The sequence below is a fragment of the Pseudomonas sp. REB1044 genome (assembly GCF_038813925.1).
Lineage (GTDB): Bacteria > Pseudomonadota > Gammaproteobacteria > Pseudomonadales > Pseudomonadaceae > Aquipseudomonas > Aquipseudomonas boreofloridensis.
This window is the reverse complement of record NZ_CP046139.1, coordinates 160,370-176,014: the sequence shown is the minus strand read 5'-3', so window position 1 is coordinate 176,014 and position 15,645 is coordinate 160,370. Positions and strand designations below refer to the sequence as shown.

16 protein-coding genes are annotated in these 15,645 nt (G+C 64.9%); 5 read left to right on the top strand and 11 right to left on the bottom strand.

The features are described from left to right. Positions 1 to 22: 22 nt before the first annotated feature. Together ptsP and GKC70_RS00840 are read right to left on the bottom strand one after the other, a co-directional pair. Complete coding sequence (gene ptsP / locus GKC70_RS00845; RefSeq protein WP_029614756.1) at positions 23 to 2,296, bottom strand: phosphoenolpyruvate--protein phosphotransferase; 2,274 nt, start codon at positions 2,294 to 2,296, stop codon at positions 23 to 25. A gap of 22 nt (positions 2,297 to 2,318) precedes the next feature. Then, positions 2,319 to 2,798 carry an RNA pyrophosphohydrolase gene (locus tag GKC70_RS00840; protein WP_029614755.1) on the bottom strand — a complete coding sequence of 160 codons (480 nt, stop codon included), beginning with the start codon at positions 2,796 to 2,798 and terminating at the stop codon, positions 2,319 to 2,321. Between the two features lie 145 nt (positions 2,799 to 2,943). Between GKC70_RS00840 and GKC70_RS00835 the strand changes: the two genes are divergently transcribed. Beyond that, the gene (locus GKC70_RS00835; protein ID WP_029614754.1) at positions 2,944 to 3,600 is read left to right on the top strand and encodes an HAD family hydrolase; all 657 of its coding nucleotides are present in this window, start codon (positions 2,944 to 2,946) and stop codon (positions 3,598 to 3,600) included. Between the two features lie 7 nt (positions 3,601 to 3,607). Here the strand turns inward: GKC70_RS00835 and GKC70_RS00830 are convergent, their stop codons facing one another. Both GKC70_RS00830 and ilvA read right to left on the bottom strand, forming a co-directional pair. Continuing rightward, positions 3,608 to 4,033 (bottom strand): DUF2269 family protein, encoded by a 426-nt coding sequence (locus GKC70_RS00830; RefSeq protein ID WP_342650162.1) that lies wholly within the window; start codon positions 4,031 to 4,033, stop codon positions 3,608 to 3,610. 85 nt (positions 4,034 to 4,118) lie between these two features. Next, complete coding sequence (ilvA, locus tag GKC70_RS00825; protein ID WP_039581850.1) at positions 4,119 to 5,633, bottom strand: threonine ammonia-lyase, biosynthetic; 1,515 nt, start codon at positions 5,631 to 5,633, stop codon at positions 4,119 to 4,121. A 133-nt stretch (positions 5,634 to 5,766) separates the two neighbouring features. Here ilvA and rpiA point away from each other — a divergent pair, with 133 nt between their 5' ends. Beyond that, entirely contained in the window at positions 5,767 to 6,441 is a 675-nt protein-coding gene (rpiA, locus tag GKC70_RS00820; protein ID WP_039581854.1) for a ribose-5-phosphate isomerase RpiA, read from the top strand. A gap of 11 nt (positions 6,442 to 6,452) precedes the next feature. Here the strand turns inward: rpiA and GKC70_RS00815 are convergent, their stop codons facing one another. The 4 genes from GKC70_RS00815 to GKC70_RS00800 all read right to left on the bottom strand — a co-directional run bounded on the left by GKC70_RS00815 (position 6,453) and on the right by GKC70_RS00800 (position 10,568). Continuing rightward, complete coding sequence (locus GKC70_RS00815; protein ID WP_342650161.1) at positions 6,453 to 7,358, bottom strand: SdiA-regulated domain-containing protein; 906 nt, start codon at positions 7,356 to 7,358, stop codon at positions 6,453 to 6,455. Between the two features lie 82 nt (positions 7,359 to 7,440). Then, on the bottom strand, positions 7,441 to 8,361 hold the full coding sequence (locus GKC70_RS00810; RefSeq protein ID WP_342650160.1) for an SdiA-regulated domain-containing protein: 921 nt from the start codon (positions 8,359 to 8,361) through the stop codon (positions 7,441 to 7,443). Between the two features lie 120 nt (positions 8,362 to 8,481). Further along, positions 8,482 to 9,147 carry a fumarylacetoacetate hydrolase family protein gene (locus tag GKC70_RS00805; protein ID WP_342650159.1) on the bottom strand — a complete coding sequence of 222 codons (666 nt, stop codon included), beginning with the start codon at positions 9,145 to 9,147 and terminating at the stop codon, positions 8,482 to 8,484. Positions 9,148 to 9,170: 23 nt separating this feature from the next. After that, positions 9,171 to 10,568, bottom strand: a complete 1,398-nt coding sequence (locus GKC70_RS00800; RefSeq protein ID WP_342651573.1) for an FAD-binding oxidoreductase — start codon at positions 10,566 to 10,568, stop codon at positions 9,171 to 9,173. A gap of 184 nt (positions 10,569 to 10,752) precedes the next feature. Between GKC70_RS00800 and serA the strand changes: the two genes are divergently transcribed. Further along, complete coding sequence (gene serA / locus GKC70_RS00795) at positions 10,753 to 11,982, top strand: phosphoglycerate dehydrogenase (protein ID WP_039581865.1); 1,230 nt, start codon at positions 10,753 to 10,755, stop codon at positions 11,980 to 11,982. A 205-nt stretch (positions 11,983 to 12,187) separates the two neighbouring features. Further along, positions 12,188 to 12,709 (top strand): transporter substrate-binding domain-containing protein, encoded by a 522-nt coding sequence (locus GKC70_RS00790; protein ID WP_342650158.1) that lies wholly within the window; start codon positions 12,188 to 12,190, stop codon positions 12,707 to 12,709. Here GKC70_RS00790 and GKC70_RS00785 read toward each other — a convergent pair. Together GKC70_RS00785 and GKC70_RS00780 are read right to left on the bottom strand one after the other, a co-directional pair. Next, complete coding sequence (locus GKC70_RS00785; protein ID WP_116889812.1) at positions 12,666 to 13,157, bottom strand: DUF523 domain-containing protein; 492 nt, start codon at positions 13,155 to 13,157, stop codon at positions 12,666 to 12,668. The genes GKC70_RS00790 and GKC70_RS00785 overlap by 44 nt on opposite strands. Then, positions 13,144 to 13,776 carry a 2OG-Fe(II) oxygenase gene (locus tag GKC70_RS00780; RefSeq protein ID WP_342651572.1) on the bottom strand — a complete coding sequence of 211 codons (633 nt, stop codon included), beginning with the start codon at positions 13,774 to 13,776 and terminating at the stop codon, positions 13,144 to 13,146. The genes GKC70_RS00785 and GKC70_RS00780 overlap by 14 nt, the downstream gene beginning before the upstream one ends. Positions 13,777 to 13,888: 112 nt before the next feature. On the opposite strand from GKC70_RS00780, the gene GKC70_RS00775 reads away from it, so the two are divergent. Further along, entirely contained in the window at positions 13,889 to 14,641 is a 753-nt protein-coding gene (locus tag GKC70_RS00775) for a hypothetical protein (protein ID WP_342650157.1), read from the top strand. Here GKC70_RS00775 and GKC70_RS00770 read toward each other — a convergent pair. Next, positions 14,634 to 15,563 (bottom strand): alpha/beta hydrolase, encoded by a 930-nt coding sequence (locus tag GKC70_RS00770; protein ID WP_342650156.1) that lies wholly within the window; start codon positions 15,561 to 15,563, stop codon positions 14,634 to 14,636. The two genes, GKC70_RS00775 and GKC70_RS00770, sit on opposite strands and share 8 nt — an antisense overlap. Positions 15,564 to 15,645: the final 82 nt, after the last annotated feature.

Genomic DNA, 15,645 nt, shown 5'->3' with positions numbered 1-15,645 from the left:
GCGCTATCAGGGCGCTTTTCGCTCACAGGGTCTTGTTCGGCCCGATCATCCGCGCCAGACCGAGATTCTTCAACGCCAACTGCAACGAGCTGTGGATGACCTGCGGGTTGTCGTGGCTCATGGCTTCGCTGAGCAGTTCGCTGGCCTTGCTCAAGTTCACCTGGCGCAGCATCCATTTCACCTTCGGCAGGTTGGTGGCGTTCATCGACAGGCTGTCGAAACCCATGGCCATCAGCAAGATGGCGGCTGCCGGATCACCGGCCATCTCGCCGCAAATGCTCACCGGTCGCCCTTCGGCATGGGCATCGCGCACCACCGTCTGCAAGGCTTGCAGCACTGCCGGGTGCAGGTAGTCATAGAGGTCGGCGACCCGTGGGTTGTTGCGGTCCACCGCCAGCAGGTACTGGGTCAGGTCGTTCGAGCCGACCGAGAGGAAATCGACCTGCCGGGCCAGTTCGCGGGTCTGGTAGACCGCGGCCGGAATTTCCACCATCACCCCGACCGGTGGCATCGGGACATCGGTGCCCTCGTCACGCACTTCGCCCCAGGCGCGGTGGATCAGGTGCAGCGCCTCTTCCAACTCATGGATGCCGGAGATCATCGGCAGCAGGATGCGCAGGTTGTTCAGGCCCTCGCTGGCCTTGAGCATGGCGCGGGTCTGCACCAGGAAGATTTCCGGGTGGTCGAGGGTGACGCGGATACCGCGCCAGCCGAGGAAGGGGTTCTCTTCCTTGATCGGGAAGTAGGACAGTGCCTTGTCGCCACCGATGTCCAGCGTGCGCATGGTCACCGGCAGTGGATGGAAGGCGGCCAGTTGCTCGCGGTAGATCGCCAGCTGTTCCTTTTCGCTGGGAAAGCGCTGGTTGATCATGAACGGCACTTCGGTGCGATACAGGCCCACGCCCTCGGCGCCGCGCTGTTGAGCCCGGGCGACGTCGGCCAGCAGCCCAGTGTTGACCCATAGCGGCATGCGATGGCCATCGGGGGTGACGCAAGGCAGCTCGCGCAGGGCATCCAGGCCGCGAGCCAACTGGCGTTCTTCCTCGACCACGTCGCTGTACTGCTTGCGCAGCACTTCGCTGGGGTTGGTGTAGGCCTCGCCCTTGTAGCCGTCGAGAATCATCTCGATGCCATCGACCTTCGAATATGGCAGGTCGACCAGGCCCATCACCGTCGGGATGCCCATGGCCCGGGCCAGAATGGCCACATGCGAGTTGCCCGAGCCCAGCACCGACACCAGGCCCACCAGCTTGCCTTCCGGCACTTCGCCGAGCATCGCCGGGGTGAGTTCCTCGCTCACCAGAATGGTGTTGTCGGGGTAGACCAGGGTCTGCGAGCGCGCTTGCTGCAGATACGCCAACAGGCGCCGGCCGAGGTCCTTGACGTCGGAGGCGCGCTCGCGCAGGTAATCGTCGTCCATCAGCTCGAAGCGGTTGACGTGCTCGCCGACCACTTGGCGCAGTGCGCCCTGGGCCCACTGACCAGTCTTGATGACCTCGGCCACTTCGCCGCCGAGCGCGGCGTCTTCGAGCATCATCAGGTACACATCGAACAGCGCCCGTTCTTCGGGGCGCAACTGGGTCGCCAGCTTGGCCGACAGCTTGCGCATGTCGGCACGCACACCTTCGAGGGCGTTCTCGAACAGTTTCAGTTCGCCGTCGATGTCTTCGACGGTCTTGTCCGGCACCACTTCCAGGTCGGCGGGCGGCAACATGACCACCGCACGCCCGACAGCGGCACCGGGCGAGCCCGGCACACCGACGAAACGGGCTTCCTGGATGCCCTTGCCCTGACGGCCCAGGCCACGAATGGAGCCGGTGGCCTCGGCGTGGGCGATGACCCCGGCGAGCTGCGCGCTCATGGTCACCAGGAAGGCTTCCTCGCCCTCGTCGAACTGACGCCGTTCCTTCTGCTGGATGACCAGCACCCCGACCACGCGACGGTGGTGGATGATCGGTGCGCCGAGGAAGGAGGCGAAGCGCTCCTCGCCGGTCTCGGCGAAGTAGCGATAGCGCGGGTGATCGGCGGCGTTTTCCAGGTTCAGCGGTTCCTCGCGGGTGCCGACCAGGCCCACCAGGCCCTCGTTGGGCGCCATGCTGACCTTGCCGATGGAGCGCTTGTTCAGGCCTTCGGTGGCCATCAGCACGAAGCGGTTGCTCTCCGGGTCGAGCAGGTAGACCGAGCAGACCTGGCTGCCCATGGCTTCCTTGACGCGCAAGACAATGATCCCCAACGCCGTCTTGAGATCTTTGGCGGAGTTCACTTCCTGGACGATCTTGCGCAGCGTATTGAGCATGGCTCGGGGTCGAACTCCGTCGTCAGTCGCGCGTCAGCAGGCGCGGGGCTAGCTCTTTCAGCGCGCGGCGATACACCTCGCGCTTGAATGTCACCACCTGGCCCAGCGGATACCAGTAGCTGACCCATCGCCAGCCATCGAACTCCGGTTTTCCGGTCAGGTCCATTCTTACCCGCTGTTCGTTGCTCACCAGGCGCAGCAGGAACCACTTCTGCTTCTGGCCGATGCACAGCGGCTGGCTGTGCGTACGCACCAGGCGCTGAGGCAGACGATAACGCAACCAGCCGCGGGTGCAGGCAAGTATTTCCACATCCTCGCGTTCCAGGCCAACTTCTTCGTTCAGCTCGCGGTACAGGGCATCTTCTGGGGTTTCGTCAGGGTTGATGCCGCCCTGGGGAAACTGCCAGGCATCCTGGTTGATCCGCCGAGCCCATAGCACCTGTCCGGCATCATTCGTGAGAATGATCCCGACATTGGGGCGAAAACCATCCGGGTCGATCACGGCAGCAACCTCGAAAACGCATGTCGCCGCATTGTTCCACAAAGCTTGCGAGCGCAGCAACGCGCCCGCCATCGCTTATGGGCAGCGCGCTAAAAACTCCGTATTCTGCGGGACTTCTTCCCGGAGGCTTCTGCGAGAAAACCCCATGCGTTTGGCTTTATTCGACCTGGACAATACCCTCCTCGGCGGTGACAGCGATCACGCCTGGGGCGACTACCTGTGTGAACGGGGCATTCTCGACCCCGTCGCCTACAAAGACCGCAACGACGCGTTCTATCAGGACTACCTGAACGGCACCCTGGACCTGCAGGCCTACCTGGCCTTCTCCATGGAAATCTTCGCCGCCACCGAGCCGGCCCAGCTCGATCAATGGCACCGCGAGTTCATGCGCGACTGCGTCGAAGCGCTGATCCAGCCCAAGGCCCTGGCCCTGCTGCAACAGCACCGCGACGCCGGCGATCACCTGGTGATCATCACCGCCACCAACCGCTTCGTCACCGCACCCATCGCTCGCCGCCTGGGCGTGCGGACCCTGCTGGCCACCGAATGCGAGCGCGACGGCGAGCGCTACACCGGGCGTAGCACCGATATACCCTGTTTCCGTGAAGGCAAGGTGACGCGCCTGCAGCGCTGGATGCTGGAGAACGGCTACGACCTGCAGGACAGCTACTTCTACAGCGACTCGCTCAACGACCTGCCGCTGCTCGAGCAAGTCACCCACCCGGTGGCAGTAGACCCCGACCCCAAGCTCAAGGCAGAAGCCGAACGCCGTGGCTGGCCGGTGATTTCGCTGCGCGACTGACGAGCCCTCAGACCGGCTTGGCACCCATCAAGCCGGCGATCGACAGAAAGCACACGCCACTGAACACCGCCAGCGCCAAGGTCAGCCGCAGCCCCACGGGCTCGGCCTTGCGCAGGCGGTTCAGGCGCACCAGCAGCCACCAGACGGCCAGCGCCCCCAGGGTGTAGAGGATGCTCGAGGCCAGCACCCAGGTCTGCCCCAGCGGCCAGCCCACCAGGTGCACCAGCCACCAGCCCGTGAACGGCATGCTCAGCAGGCACACGCCCATGACCGGCCAGACGAACACCAGCGGACGACGCAGCAGCTTGGCGTAAGCCTGGGCATCGCCCTGGCGACGGGCACGCCAGGTCAGGATCGCCAGCCCCAGTGCACCGAGCAGCAGCAGCGCAGTGGCGAGGACGTGCAAGGTCTTGAGGGCGGTCAGGTGTTCCATGTCATGTCCTTCGGGCACTGGAGTCCGTGTGGCGGCAGCGCTCCGCCGCCGCGATCAGGCGCGTTCTGCAACCAAGCGTAGCCGCTCAGCCCAGGAACAGCGTGTACGCCGGGTTATCGGTTTCGTCCCAGTAGGGGTAGCCGATCTTGGCCAAGGCATCGGGCAGCAGGTGACGCTCGTCTTCCGGCACCTGCAAACCCGCCACCACCCGACCATCGGCCGCCCCGTGGTTGCGGTAGTGGAACATCGAGATGTTCCAGCGACCGCCCAGCTTGTCGAGGAAATTGAACAGCGCGCCGGGACGCTCGGGGAATTCGAAGCGCAGCACCCGCTCGTCGCTGGCGGCTGCCGAGTGGCCACCGACCATATGGCGGATGTGCAGCTTGGCCAGTTCGTTGTCGGTGAGGTCGGTGACCGGGAAACCTTGGTCGATCAGGTGCTGCACCAGCGCTGCGCGCGGGTCGGTCTCCGGGTGGGTCTGCACGCCGACGAAGATGTGCGCCTGCTTGTCGGCGTGGTAGCGATAGTTGAATTCGGTGATCTGGCGCTTGCCGATGGCCTCGCAGAAGGCCTTGAAGCTGCCCGGGCGCTCCGGGATGGTCACGGCGATGATCGCCTCGCGCTTCTCGCCCAGTTCGGCGCGCTCGGCCACATGCCGCAGGCGGTCGAAGTTGACGTTGGCGCCGGAGTCGATGGCCACCAGCGTCTGCCCGCTTACGCCGGTCAGCTCCACGTAGCGCTTGATGCCCGCCACGCCCAAAGCGCCAGCAGGTTCGGTGATCGAGCGGGTATCGTCGTAGATATCCTTGATGGCCGCACAGATTTCGTCGGTGCTGACGGTGATCACCTCGTCCACGTGGTGCCGGCAGATGTCGAAGGTGTGCTGGCCGATCTGCGCCACGGCCACCCCATCGGCGAACAGCCCGACCTGTGGCAGCACCACGCGCTCGCCTGCAGCCATGGCCGCCTGCAGACAATTGGAGTCGTCCGGCTCCACGCCGATGACCTTGATCTCGGGACGCAGGTACTTCACGTAGGCGGCGATGCCGGCGATCAGGCCGCCGCCGCCGACCGGCACGAAGATCGCGTCGAGTCGCCCAGGGTGCTGGCGCAGGATCTCCATGGCCACGGTGCCCTGCCCGGCGATGGTGTGGGGGTCGTCATAGGGGTGGATATAGACGAAGCCCTTTTCGTCGACCAGCTTCAGCGAGTAGGCCAGGGCTTCGGGGAAGGAGTCGCCATGCAGCACCACCTTGCCTCCGCGCGAACGCACGCCCTCGATCTTGATTTCCGGGGTGGTCTTGGGCATCACGATGGTCGCTTTGATGCCCAGCTCGCGGGCCGCCAATGCCAGGCCCTGGGCATGGTTGCCCGCCGAGGCGGTGACCACGCCACGGGCCAGTTCCTCGGCGCTCAATTGCGCCAGCTTGTTGTACGCCCCGCGGATCTTGAAGGAGAACACCGGCTGCAGGTCTTCGCGCTTGAGCAGGACCTGGTTGCCCAGGCGCTTGCTCAGTTGCCCGGCGCTGTGCAGCGGGGTTTCGACCGCGACGTCGTAGACGCGCGAGGTGAGGATCTTCTTGACGTACTGTTCGAGCATGTTGAACACATCACTGGGCCGCGGGACAGGGGCTGGAAGTCTACCCCAGCGCCCGGTCGGGCGACCACAGCAAAGCCTGTGGAGTGGCTATACTAGCGCCCTTCAGAAAACCTCCCGCCCCTCCGGAGCCCGCATGACCCAGGACCAACTCAAACAGGCCGTCGCCCAGGCCGCCGTCGACTTCATTCTGCCGCGGCTGGATGACAAGAGCATCGTCGGCGTCGGCACCGGCTCGACCGCCAACTGCTTCATCGACGCCCTGGCCCAGCACAAAGGCGCCTTCGACGGTGCGGTCGCCAGCTCCGAGGCCACCGCCGAGCGCCTCAAGGGCCATGGCATCCCGGTCTATGAGCTGAACAGCGTGGGCGAACTGGAGTTCTACGTCGACGGCGCCGACGAGAGCGATGCGCACCTGAACCTGATCAAGGGCGGCGGTGCCGCGCTGACCCGCGAGAAGATCGTCGCAGCGGTGGCCCGCACCTTCATCTGCATCGCCGACGCCAGCAAGCTGGTGCCGGTCCTCGGCGCCTTCCCGCTGCCGGTGGAAGTCATTCCCATGGCCCGCAGCCATGTCGCGCGCCAATTGGTCAAGCTGGGCGGCGACCCGGTCTACCGCGAGGGCGTGCTGACCGACAACGGCAACGTCATTCTCGACGTACACAACTTGCAGATCACCAACCCGGTGCAGCTCGAAGCGCAAATCAACGCCATCGTCGGCGTGGTCACCAACGGCCTGTTCGCGGCGCGGCCCGCCGACCTGCTGCTGCTGGGCACCCCGGAAGGCGTCAAGAGTCTGAAGGCGGAGTAAGCAGCCCCTGCTCAGTCGGCGGCCGGCTTGAACACGTAGAACAGGTTCGGCTCGCTGACCAGGTACAGCGTCCCGGCATCGTCCATGGCGATGCCCTCGGCCTGCGGCACCGTGCGCTCAAGCCCTTGATAACCCTTGCGCAACGATAAGGTACTCAGCGGCCGCCCCTCCACGTCCAGCTCCAGCACCAAGCGCGACTCGTCGGACAGCGCCAGCAGGTGACCGCTGCGCTCGTCGAACTGCAAGCTGGACAGGTCGCGCACGAACAGCCGCCGATCCCGTTTACGGTCCTGCACCACCTGCACGGCGTAGGGTTGGTCGGGCTGGTCGTGGGGAAAACCGCGGACTTCGTAGATCAGCATCGGGTCGCGCTCCTTGGCCACGAACAACCGCTTGCCGGCCGAGTCGTAGGCCAGGCCCTCGAAGCCCTTGTTGCCGTTCAGGCCGATCCCCAGGGTCAATTGCTCGGCCTGGCTGGCGTCGAGCGTGCGCGTGTCATCGTCTAGGCGCACGCGGATCAGGCGCTGCTGGCGCTCATCGGTAATCACGTAGCTGTTGGGGCCGACGTACTCCACCGCCTCTGGATCGCCGAAGCCGACCAGCGTCACGCGCCGCAGGATGCGACCCTCCAGCGACAGCTCGATGAGCTCGGAGCGGGCGTTGGTGACGGTGAACAGGGTCTTGCGCTCGGGATCGAAGGTCAGCGCGGACACGTCGTCGTCCAGCCCATCGATAGGCTGGGCTTGAATCACCGCGCGATAGCGATCCAGGCCCATCCCCTGATCGCTGGGCTGCCACCAGGTGCGCAGGTTGAACCAGCCGCGCTCGAACAGGCGAAACTCATGGGCCGCCGCCGCCAGCAGGGCCACAGACAGGAAAGCCACGAAAATCAAGGGAAGACGTAGGTGACGGCGCATGCTCAGGACTCGACGAAAGGTCGCGGATTTTAACCACGTCCCGCTGAAACAAAGCTTAATGCCATCATCGCCCGGTGCGCCCTCAGGACTTCTTGAAGCGGTAGAACAGCGCCGGCTCACTGATGATGTACAGATTCCCTTGATCGTCCATGGTCACGCCTTCGGCGCGTGGAATGCGACTTTTCAGCCCGTTGAAAGCTCCCAGCAGGCTGATGAAGCTGACCTGCTGGCCCTTTTCGTCCAACTCAAGCAGCAGGTGAGAGTCCGCCGAGAGCACCAGCAGATGCCCGGTACGCGGATCGACCGCCAGTGCCGAAAGGTTGCGCAGGTCCAGTTGATCGTTGGGCAAGGGCTGCTTGCTGCCCACCAGTGGGCCACGTCCATCGGTGTTCCAGGTATAGAGACGCGGCGGGCGCTCTTCGCCGATCACCAGACGCTGGCGTTGCGGGTCCCAAGCGATGGCCTCGAAGCCCTTGTTGCGCTCATCTGATTCACCCAGGTCGTAGTTGGGGAAGTCGGCGCGGGTGAGCGAGGTGGTGCCCGGATCGACCTTGACCACGGTCAGGTCATGGTTGCGCTCATCGACGATGGCGATCTGACCGTTATCGAGCACGGCCACGCCCTCAGGGTTGGTCCAGCCCAACAGCGGGATCTGGCGCAACACATCACCCTCGAGGGTGAGCTCGACCAGGAAGGGATTCTTGCCCATGACCGCGAACAGCGTGCGCGTCTGCGGGTTGAAGGACAGGTCCGAGGCTTCGTCGTCCGCCATACCTGGCAAGTGCTTGGCGTCGATGTCCACCCGGTAGTCCGGCAGCCACACGCTCTGCTGGCGTTCGGCCTTGCTGCCGAAGCGCTCCTTGATCCACAGCACCGCGCGGTCGTCCCAGTGCATGGCGATCGCCACGCCATAGGCGATGACCGCCATCGCGGCGAAGGCGAACGACCAGCGTCGGTAGAACGGACGTTTGCGGCGGGTGGAAGCGTGGGAGACAGCGGGCATGCGCGGTTCCTGATGCGGGCGAGGACGCGCGCATTATCCGCACGGGGTGTGAAAAAATGGTCAATCGCCCAGGCTGGCTGCAGCCGCAAACGCGTGCGCAGCCCGCCTGGATGGGTCCATTCAGAGCACGCGGCTCTCGAAACGGCTCGCGCCTGGCAGTTCCAGCACCAGTTCGTCACCGACGTTCAGCGGCCCGACGCCAGCCGGGGTGCCGGTGAGGATCACGTCGCCGGCCTGGAGCGAGAAATGCGCGGCGATGTGCTGGATGATCGGCACGATGGGGTTGAGCATCATCGCGCTGCTGCCATCCTGGCGCACCTCGCCGTTGATGGTCAGGCGCACCGGGATATCGGTCACGTCGGCAAAACTCGACGCCGCCACGAAGGGCGCCAGCACGCAGCCACCGTCGAAACTCTTGGCCAACTCCCATGGCAGGCCCTTTTCCTTGAGCTTGGCCTGCAGATCGCGCAGGGTCAGGTCCAGCGCCGGGGCATAGCCGGAAATGGCATCGAGCACCTCCTCGACGGTGGGCTGAGTGGACAGCGGCTTGCCCAGCAGCACCGCGATCTCGGCCTCGTAGTGCACCGAACCGCGCTCGGCGGGGATCTTGAAGCCGCCTTCCAGAGGCACCACGCAACTGCCCGGCTTGATGAACAGCAGCGGCTCGCTGGGGATGGGGTTGTCCAGTTCCTTGGCGTGCTCGGCGTAGTTGCGGCCGATGCACACCACCTTGCCCAGCGGGAAATGAATACGCGTACCGTCTACGTACTGGTGCTGATAACTCATGGCCGACTCCTCTGGAACTGCTTTTATTCGGGAGCGAAGATCTTACCCGGATTCATGATGCCGTTCGGATCGAACACCGCCTTAATCGCTTTCATGCAGGCGATTTCCGCCGCCGAGCGGCTGTAGCCCAGGTAATCGCGCTTGGTCATGCCCACGCCATGCTCGGCGGAGATCGAGCCGTGGTAACGCTCGACGATCTCGAAGACCCACTTGTTGACCGTGGCGCAGGAGGCGAAGAACGCGTCCTTGCTCATGTGTTCGGGCTTGAGGATGTTCAGGTGCAGGTTGCCGTCGCCGATATGGCCGTACCAGACCACTTCGTAATGCGGATAGTGCTCGGCCACCACCGCGTCGATGTCGCGCAGAAACGCGGGCACCTTGGAGACGGTCACCGAAATGTCGTTCTTGTACGGGGTCCAGTGGGAGATGGTCTCGGACAGGAACTCGCGCAGCTTCCACAGGTTCTTTAACTGCGTCTCGCTCTGGCTCATCACGCCATCGAGCACCCAGCCCTGTTCCACGCAGTGCTCGAACGTGGCCAGTGCTTCGTTGGCCACCTCATCGGTGCTGGCTTCGAATTCCAGCAAGGCATAGAACGGGCACGGCGTCTCGAACGGTGCAGGCACGTCGCCGCGCTCGAGGATTTTGGCCAGGCCCTTGTCGGAAAAGAATTCGAAGGCGGTGAGGTCGAGCTTGCCCTGGAAGGCATGCAGCACCGGCATGATCGAGTCGAAATCCGGCGTGCCCAGCACCATCGCCGTGAGGTTGCGCGGGGCGCGGTCCAGGCGCATGGTGGCCTCGACCACGAAGCCCAGGGTGCCCTCGGCGCCGATGAACAGTTGGCGCAGGTCGTAGCCGGTGGCGTTCTTGATCAGGTCGCGGTTGAGCTCCAGCAACTCGCCGGTGCCGGTCACCACCTTCAGTCCCGCCACCCAGTTGCGCGTCATGCCATAGCGGATGACTTTGATACCGCCGGCGTTGGTGCCGATGTTGCCGCCGATCTGGCTCGACCCACTGGAGGCGAAGTCCACCGGGTAGTACAAACCCTGCTCTTCGGCGAACTGCTGGAGCTGGCGGGTGATCACGCCCGGCTCACAACGCACGGTGCGGTCGAAGGGGTTGAAGTCGAGAATGCGGTTCATGCCGTCGAACGCCACCACCACCTCGCCATTGGCCGCCACGGCAGCGCCGGACAGCCCGGTGCGGCCGCCCGAAGGCACCAGCGCGAACTGATGGCGATTGGCCCAACGGACGATGGCCTGGACCTGCTCGACGGTCTTGGGCAGCACGATGGCCGTGGGCGCGGGTGGGTAGTGCTGGGTCCAGTCCTTGCCGTAGGCCTCCAGCGAGGCGGGGTCGGTGAGGACCTTCCCAGGGTCTACCAGGGTCTTCAGCTCATCAATTACCGCGTGGTCGGTCATCGGCAGAACTCTCGAACGATTCATGGTCACCCTGAGCACTCTTCACCTGTCGGGATAAGCTCAGACGGTGTCGCGTATGCTAGCATAGCGCCCCCGCCGATCGTGCTAAGGCCCGTCCAAAGCCCGTCGCCGCGCCGCTTTGCCCCTCTTCGCCATTTTTTCTCCGGGATACAGGTTTACGCAGATGAGCAAGACTTCTCTCGACAAGAGCAAGATCAGGTTCCTTCTTCTCGAAGGTGTCCATCAGAACGCCGTGGACACCTTGAAAGCTGCTGGCTACACCAACATCGAGTACCTCACGGGCTCGCTGCCGGATGCCGAACTGAAGGAAAAGATCGCCGATGCCCACTTCATCGGCATCCGCTCGCGCACCCAGCTGACCGAAGAGGTCTTCGACTGTGCGAAGAAACTGGTCGCGGTCGGTTGCTTCTGCATCGGCACCAACCAAGTCGACCTGGGCGCGGCGCGCGAGCGCGGCATCGCGGTATTCAACGCGCCGTACTCCAACACCCGGTCGGTGGCCGAACTGGTGCTGGCCGAAGCCATCCTGCTGCTGCGCGGCATCCCCGAGAAGAATGCCTCCTGCCACCGTGGCGGCTGGATCAAGAGCGCGGCCAACTCCTTCGAGATCCGTGGCAAGAAGCTGGGCATCGTCGGCTACGGCTCGATCGGCACCCAGTTGTCGGTCCTGGCCGAGAGCGTGGGCATGCAGGTGTACTTCTACGACCCGCTGACCAAATTGCCGCTGGGCAACGCCACCCAGGTCACCAGCCTGAACGAACTGCTCGGCCTGGCCGACATCGTGTCGCTGCACGTGCCTGAGCTGCCCTCCACCCAGTGGATGATCGGCGAGAAGGAAATCCGCGCGATGAAGAAGGGCTCGATCCTGATCAACGCCGCGCGCGGCACCGTAGTCGAGCTCGACCACCTGGCCAACGCGATCAAGGACAAGCACCTGATCGGCGCCGCCATCGACGTCTTCCCGGTGGAGCCGCGCTCCAACGACGAAGAATTCGAAAGCCCGCTGCGTGGCCTGGACAACGTGATCCTGACCCCGCACATCGGCGGCTCCACCGCCGAGGCGCAGGCCAACATCGGCCTGGAAGTGGCCGAGAAGCTGGTCAAGTACAGCGACAACGGCACCTCGGTGTCCTCGGTCAACTTCCCTGAAGTGGCCCTGCCGGCGCACCCGGGCAAGCACCGTCTGCTGCACATCCACGAGAACATTCCGGGCGTGCTCAGCGAGATCAACAAGGTGTTCGCCGAAAACGGTATCAACATCTCCGGCCAGTTCCTGCAGACCGACGAGAAAGTCGGCTATGTGGTGATCGACGTCGACGCCGAGTACTCGGACCTGGCGCAAGAGAAGCTGCAACAGGTCAAAGGCACCATCCGCTCGCGCGTACTGTTCTGATCGATAAGACCGGTCCGGGAAACCGGACCGGTCGCAAACAGGCTGCGCACTCGCCTACCGCCTGTTCAGAAATATCCCTACTGAAAAATTCCCCGCCTGCCTCAAACATACGCCCGATATCGGGGTCATAGGCAGCGTTCGACCCTGGCCGACCCAAAAGCCTTGGCGAGCTGACTTCATCTGCCGAGAATCAGAAGGGAATTCCATGCGTTTGACCACTGGCCTGCTGCTGGCAGCCCTCATCAGCCCACTGGCCCAAGCCGAGCTGATCGACGAAATCAACGACCGGGGCGAGCTGCGCATCGCCGTGCAGGCCGACAACGCCCCTTACGCGTTCAAGAAAGACGAGCAGTTGACCGGCTTCGATATCGAGTTCGGCCAGGAACTGGCGCGTGAACTCGATGTGCGCGCGCAGTTCGTCGAAGCGCCGGCCAACGAGGTGCTGCCCGGCGTGCAAAGCGGCATGTACGATATCGCCCTGACACCGGTAGCAGGTCAACCCGCCAGCCAAGGCGCGCTCGACCTGAGTCAGCCGTTCGCCGAAAAGACCTTGGTCATCCCCTTCCAGAAAGACAACCCTGCGTTCCAGAGCGCGTTGAACAATGCATTGCAGCGGCTCGAGGACAGCGGACGAACCGCCGAGCTGGAACACAAGTGGCTCGACCCCGAGACGGCGCCGTCCGTCACTCCAGCGCCTGCCGAGCCTCCTCCAGCTCCAGCTCACTGAACACCCGCACGCCCTCACGGCGCAACAGTGCAGCCACCACCCCTTCGCCCGGCACCTTCACACCGCTGAAGGTGCCATCGTAGGTCAGTTGATTGCCGCAGGACGGGCTGCCGGACTTGAGCACCGCTACCTTGATCGCATGCCGTCGCACCAGCGCCAGCGCCTGTTGGGCGCCGCCGAGAAACGCCGCGCTGACATCCTCGCCGCTGACCGTGATCACCTGGGTCTGCCCGTCCAGCACCTGGCCACCTTGCCCACCGCGAATCTCCGCCGCCGGCCGTGGCGTGGGCAGCCCGCCAGCCACTTCCGGACACAGCGGCACCACCCGGCCTTCGGCCTGCCAGCGCCTGAGCACCTGCGGATGGCCACTGGCGCGCCCGTCGTAGCGCACCGGCTGGCCCAGCAGGCAGGCGCTGACCAGGACCTTCGGCAAATCAGAACGGATCATTGCCACGCCGCCTGAACCAGCCGGTCAGCGACAGGCGTTCGCGCGTCGCTGGCAGCACTTCGTGGGGTATCTCGCCGGACAGGAACACCACCAGGCTGCCCGCTTGCGGCTGCACGTCACGCTCGACGCCATCGGCGAGGTACATGCGCAACTGCCCGCCCTCGGTCGGTTGCCAGTCGTGGTTGAGGTAGAGCACCGCCGAGACCATGCGCCGATCGTCGTCGCGAAAGCGGTCCAGGTGCTTGAGGTAGAACGCCCCGGGCGGATACAGGGCGAAATGGCACTCGAAATCCTCGAGCCCGAGGAACAGGCCGCGATTGATGGCCAGGCGCAGGGTGTCCATCAGTTCCAGGTAGCGGTCGCACGGCTCGGCCTGGCCGGGATCGATCCACTGGATCTGGTCGCCGCGAATCGCTTCGCGCACTTCCTGGCTCGCGCCCCTGCCGACGCCGGCGGGATTGAGCTCGCCCTCGGCATGACGGCGACGGCATTCGGCCGCCAGCGCACGGGCCAGCGCGTCGGGCAGGAAAAGCGGCTGTTGCGACCAGCCACGGGTGGCCAGGTCGTCGACCACGGCCGACAGCAGGGGATGTTCAAGGGGATTAGGCATGGCGCGCATCATATCCATTCGCCCCGAGCGCGCACAGCGCCGCTTGGCCGAGAAGCGCGCGGATATCTCGACAAGGCCTGCCGCCCCACGGACAATGGCGGCCTGCCGACAGGAGTCCTGAATGCGCCGTCTGTTTTCCCTGCTTCTGCTGATGATCTGCACCATGCCTGTCTGGGCAGACAGCCTCGACCAGTTGTACAAGGCCGCGGGTTGGCCTGAGCAACGCGCCCACTTCAACGACGCCCTCGGCGCCGCCCAGTTGCGCTACCGCAACAGCCTGCCTCCGGCGCTGTTCCAGGCCCTGGTCAACAACAGCAATCAGCGCTTCCAGGCCCAGGCCATGGACACCCGCGCCCAGGCCCAACTGCGCGCCAAGCTGAAGAACCCGGCGCCCGCGCTGGCGTTCTTCCAGTCCTCGGTCGGGCGCAAGGTGGTCGCCGCCGAGTTGCTGGCCACCCGCAAGGATCAGTTGGCCAAGAACGCCAAGGGCCTGCCCAGGATCCAAGCCAGCGACAACCGCCTGCTGGCCATCGGTCACCTGGCCCAGGCGCTTCCGGCCCGCGAAGCCGGCGCGGAAGTGAGCCTGGCCATCGCTGGGGTCGCCGCCGACAGCCTCAGCTCGATGATTCCCGGCCTGCTCGGCAACGGTCAGGCCCAAGGTTTGCTCGACGGCCAGCGCCAGCGCCTGATGAACGAAATCGGCGAAGACCTCAACAACACGCTGCTGTACGTCTACCGCGACCTGAGCGACGACGAGCTGGAGCGCTTCGTCGAATTCGCCGAGTCGGCGCCAGGCAAGGCCTACTATCAAGCCGCCCTGGCCGCCGTGCGCGCGGGCCTGGCCGTGGGGCAGAGCAGCGCCGAGCTCAACTGATCAGGCGCTGGTCGAGAAAGGCGAAGTAGCACCGGCGGATGTCCGGCAGCTCATTGGCCAGGTGATGCCGAGCCTGGGGCAGCAGCAGGATGTCCGGTTCGTCGAACTTGTCCTTGAGCACCTTGAGGTTGTACGGCCAGTCCACCGTGCCGTCGGCCTCGCCCTGCACGACCAGCAGCCGACGCCCACTGTGCGGCGCCGCCTCGATGCGCCGGACCCAAGCCATCAATGCGCCGACCCACGCCGTGGGCAAACGCCGGGGCTGTAGCGGGTCGTCCTGCAGGAAGGCGAGAAACGCCGGATCGTTGGTGTTGGCGGTGAAGCGCCGCTCGATGCCATCGACGAAATGACGCAGCACCCGGTAGCTCAACTTCGACCAGCCCCAGGCCCGTGGCCGCACCAAGGGTGCCAGCAGGATCACCTGGCCGTCGGCCGGGCTCTGCTCGGCGCAATGCAGCAGGTGATCGATCACGATGGCGCCGCCAGTGCTTTGTCCACAGAGATGCCAGGGCCGCGGCAGGTCGAGCAGACGCGCCTGCTCGAACAGCGCGTGGAGCACCTGCTGATACACGGCGAAGTCGGCGATGCTGGCGCGTGCGCCGCTGGACAGGCCGTGCCCGGGCAGGTCGCAGGCGATCACTGCGAAGCCTTGGCCCAGCGCCCAGTCGATCACGTGGCGGTACAGACCCATGTGGTCGTAGTAGCCATGCAGCAGGAACAGCGTCGCCACCGGTGCCTGCGGCAGCCACACCTGCCCTGCCAGGTCGAAGCCCGCCACGCTGAAGCCGCCCAGCCATGACGTCACCGGCAGGTCGAGCCCATAGAAGCGCTGGTAGTCCTGGGCCTGCGGCGACAGCGGCGGGCGAGTGGCCAAGGGGGCGAAGCTGGCGCGCAGCAGGTCGGGGTGAAAGGTCGGCAGCATCGAAAAGTCCGCAGTCGCGCAAGTATTGATCTGCGATATTCAGCTCTGCGCCCGGCCATGGCAAGCTGACGACTTCGCCCGG

Bases quoted from the DNA above. Each gene is read 5' to 3' on its own strand.
- ptsP (WP_029614756.1), bottom strand. From the start codon at position 2,296: ATGCTCAATACGCTGCGCAAGATCGTCCAGGAAGTGAACTCCGCCAAA.
- GKC70_RS00835 (WP_029614754.1), top strand. From the start codon at position 2,944: ATGCGTTTGGCTTTATTCGACCTGGACAATACCCTCCTCGGCGGTGAC.
- GKC70_RS00830 (WP_342650162.1), bottom strand. From the start codon at position 4,033: ATGGAACACCTGACCGCCCTCAAGACCTTGCACGTCCTCGCCACTGCG.
- ilvA (WP_039581850.1), bottom strand. From the start codon at position 5,633: ATGCTCGAACAGTACGTCAAGAAGATCCTCACCTCGCGCGTCTACGAC.
- rpiA (WP_039581854.1), top strand. From the start codon at position 5,767: ATGACCCAGGACCAACTCAAACAGGCCGTCGCCCAGGCCGCCGTCGAC.
- GKC70_RS00815 (WP_342650161.1), bottom strand. From the start codon at position 7,358: ATGCGCCGTCACCTACGTCTTCCCTTGATTTTCGTGGCTTTCCTGTCT.
- GKC70_RS00810 (WP_342650160.1), bottom strand. From the start codon at position 8,361: ATGCCCGCTGTCTCCCACGCTTCCACCCGCCGCAAACGTCCGTTCTAC.
- GKC70_RS00805 (WP_342650159.1), bottom strand. From the start codon at position 9,147: ATGAGTTATCAGCACCAGTACGTAGACGGTACGCGTATTCATTTCCCG.
- GKC70_RS00800 (WP_342651573.1), bottom strand. From the start codon at position 10,568: ATGACCGACCACGCGGTAATTGATGAGCTGAAGACCCTGGTAGACCCT.
- serA (WP_039581865.1), top strand. From the start codon at position 10,753: ATGAGCAAGACTTCTCTCGACAAGAGCAAGATCAGGTTCCTTCTTCTC.
- GKC70_RS00790 (WP_342650158.1), top strand. From the start codon at position 12,188: ATGCGTTTGACCACTGGCCTGCTGCTGGCAGCCCTCATCAGCCCACTG.
- GKC70_RS00785 (WP_116889812.1), bottom strand. From the start codon at position 13,157: ATGATCCGTTCTGATTTGCCGAAGGTCCTGGTCAGCGCCTGCCTGCTG.
- GKC70_RS00780 (WP_342651572.1), bottom strand. From the start codon at position 13,776: ATGCGCGCCATGCCTAATCCCCTTGAACATCCCCTGCTGTCGGCCGTG.
- GKC70_RS00775 (WP_342650157.1), top strand. From the start codon at position 13,889: ATGCGCCGTCTGTTTTCCCTGCTTCTGCTGATGATCTGCACCATGCCT.
- GKC70_RS00770 (WP_342650156.1), bottom strand. From the start codon at position 15,563: ATGCTGCCGACCTTTCACCCCGACCTGCTGCGCGCCAGCTTCGCCCCC.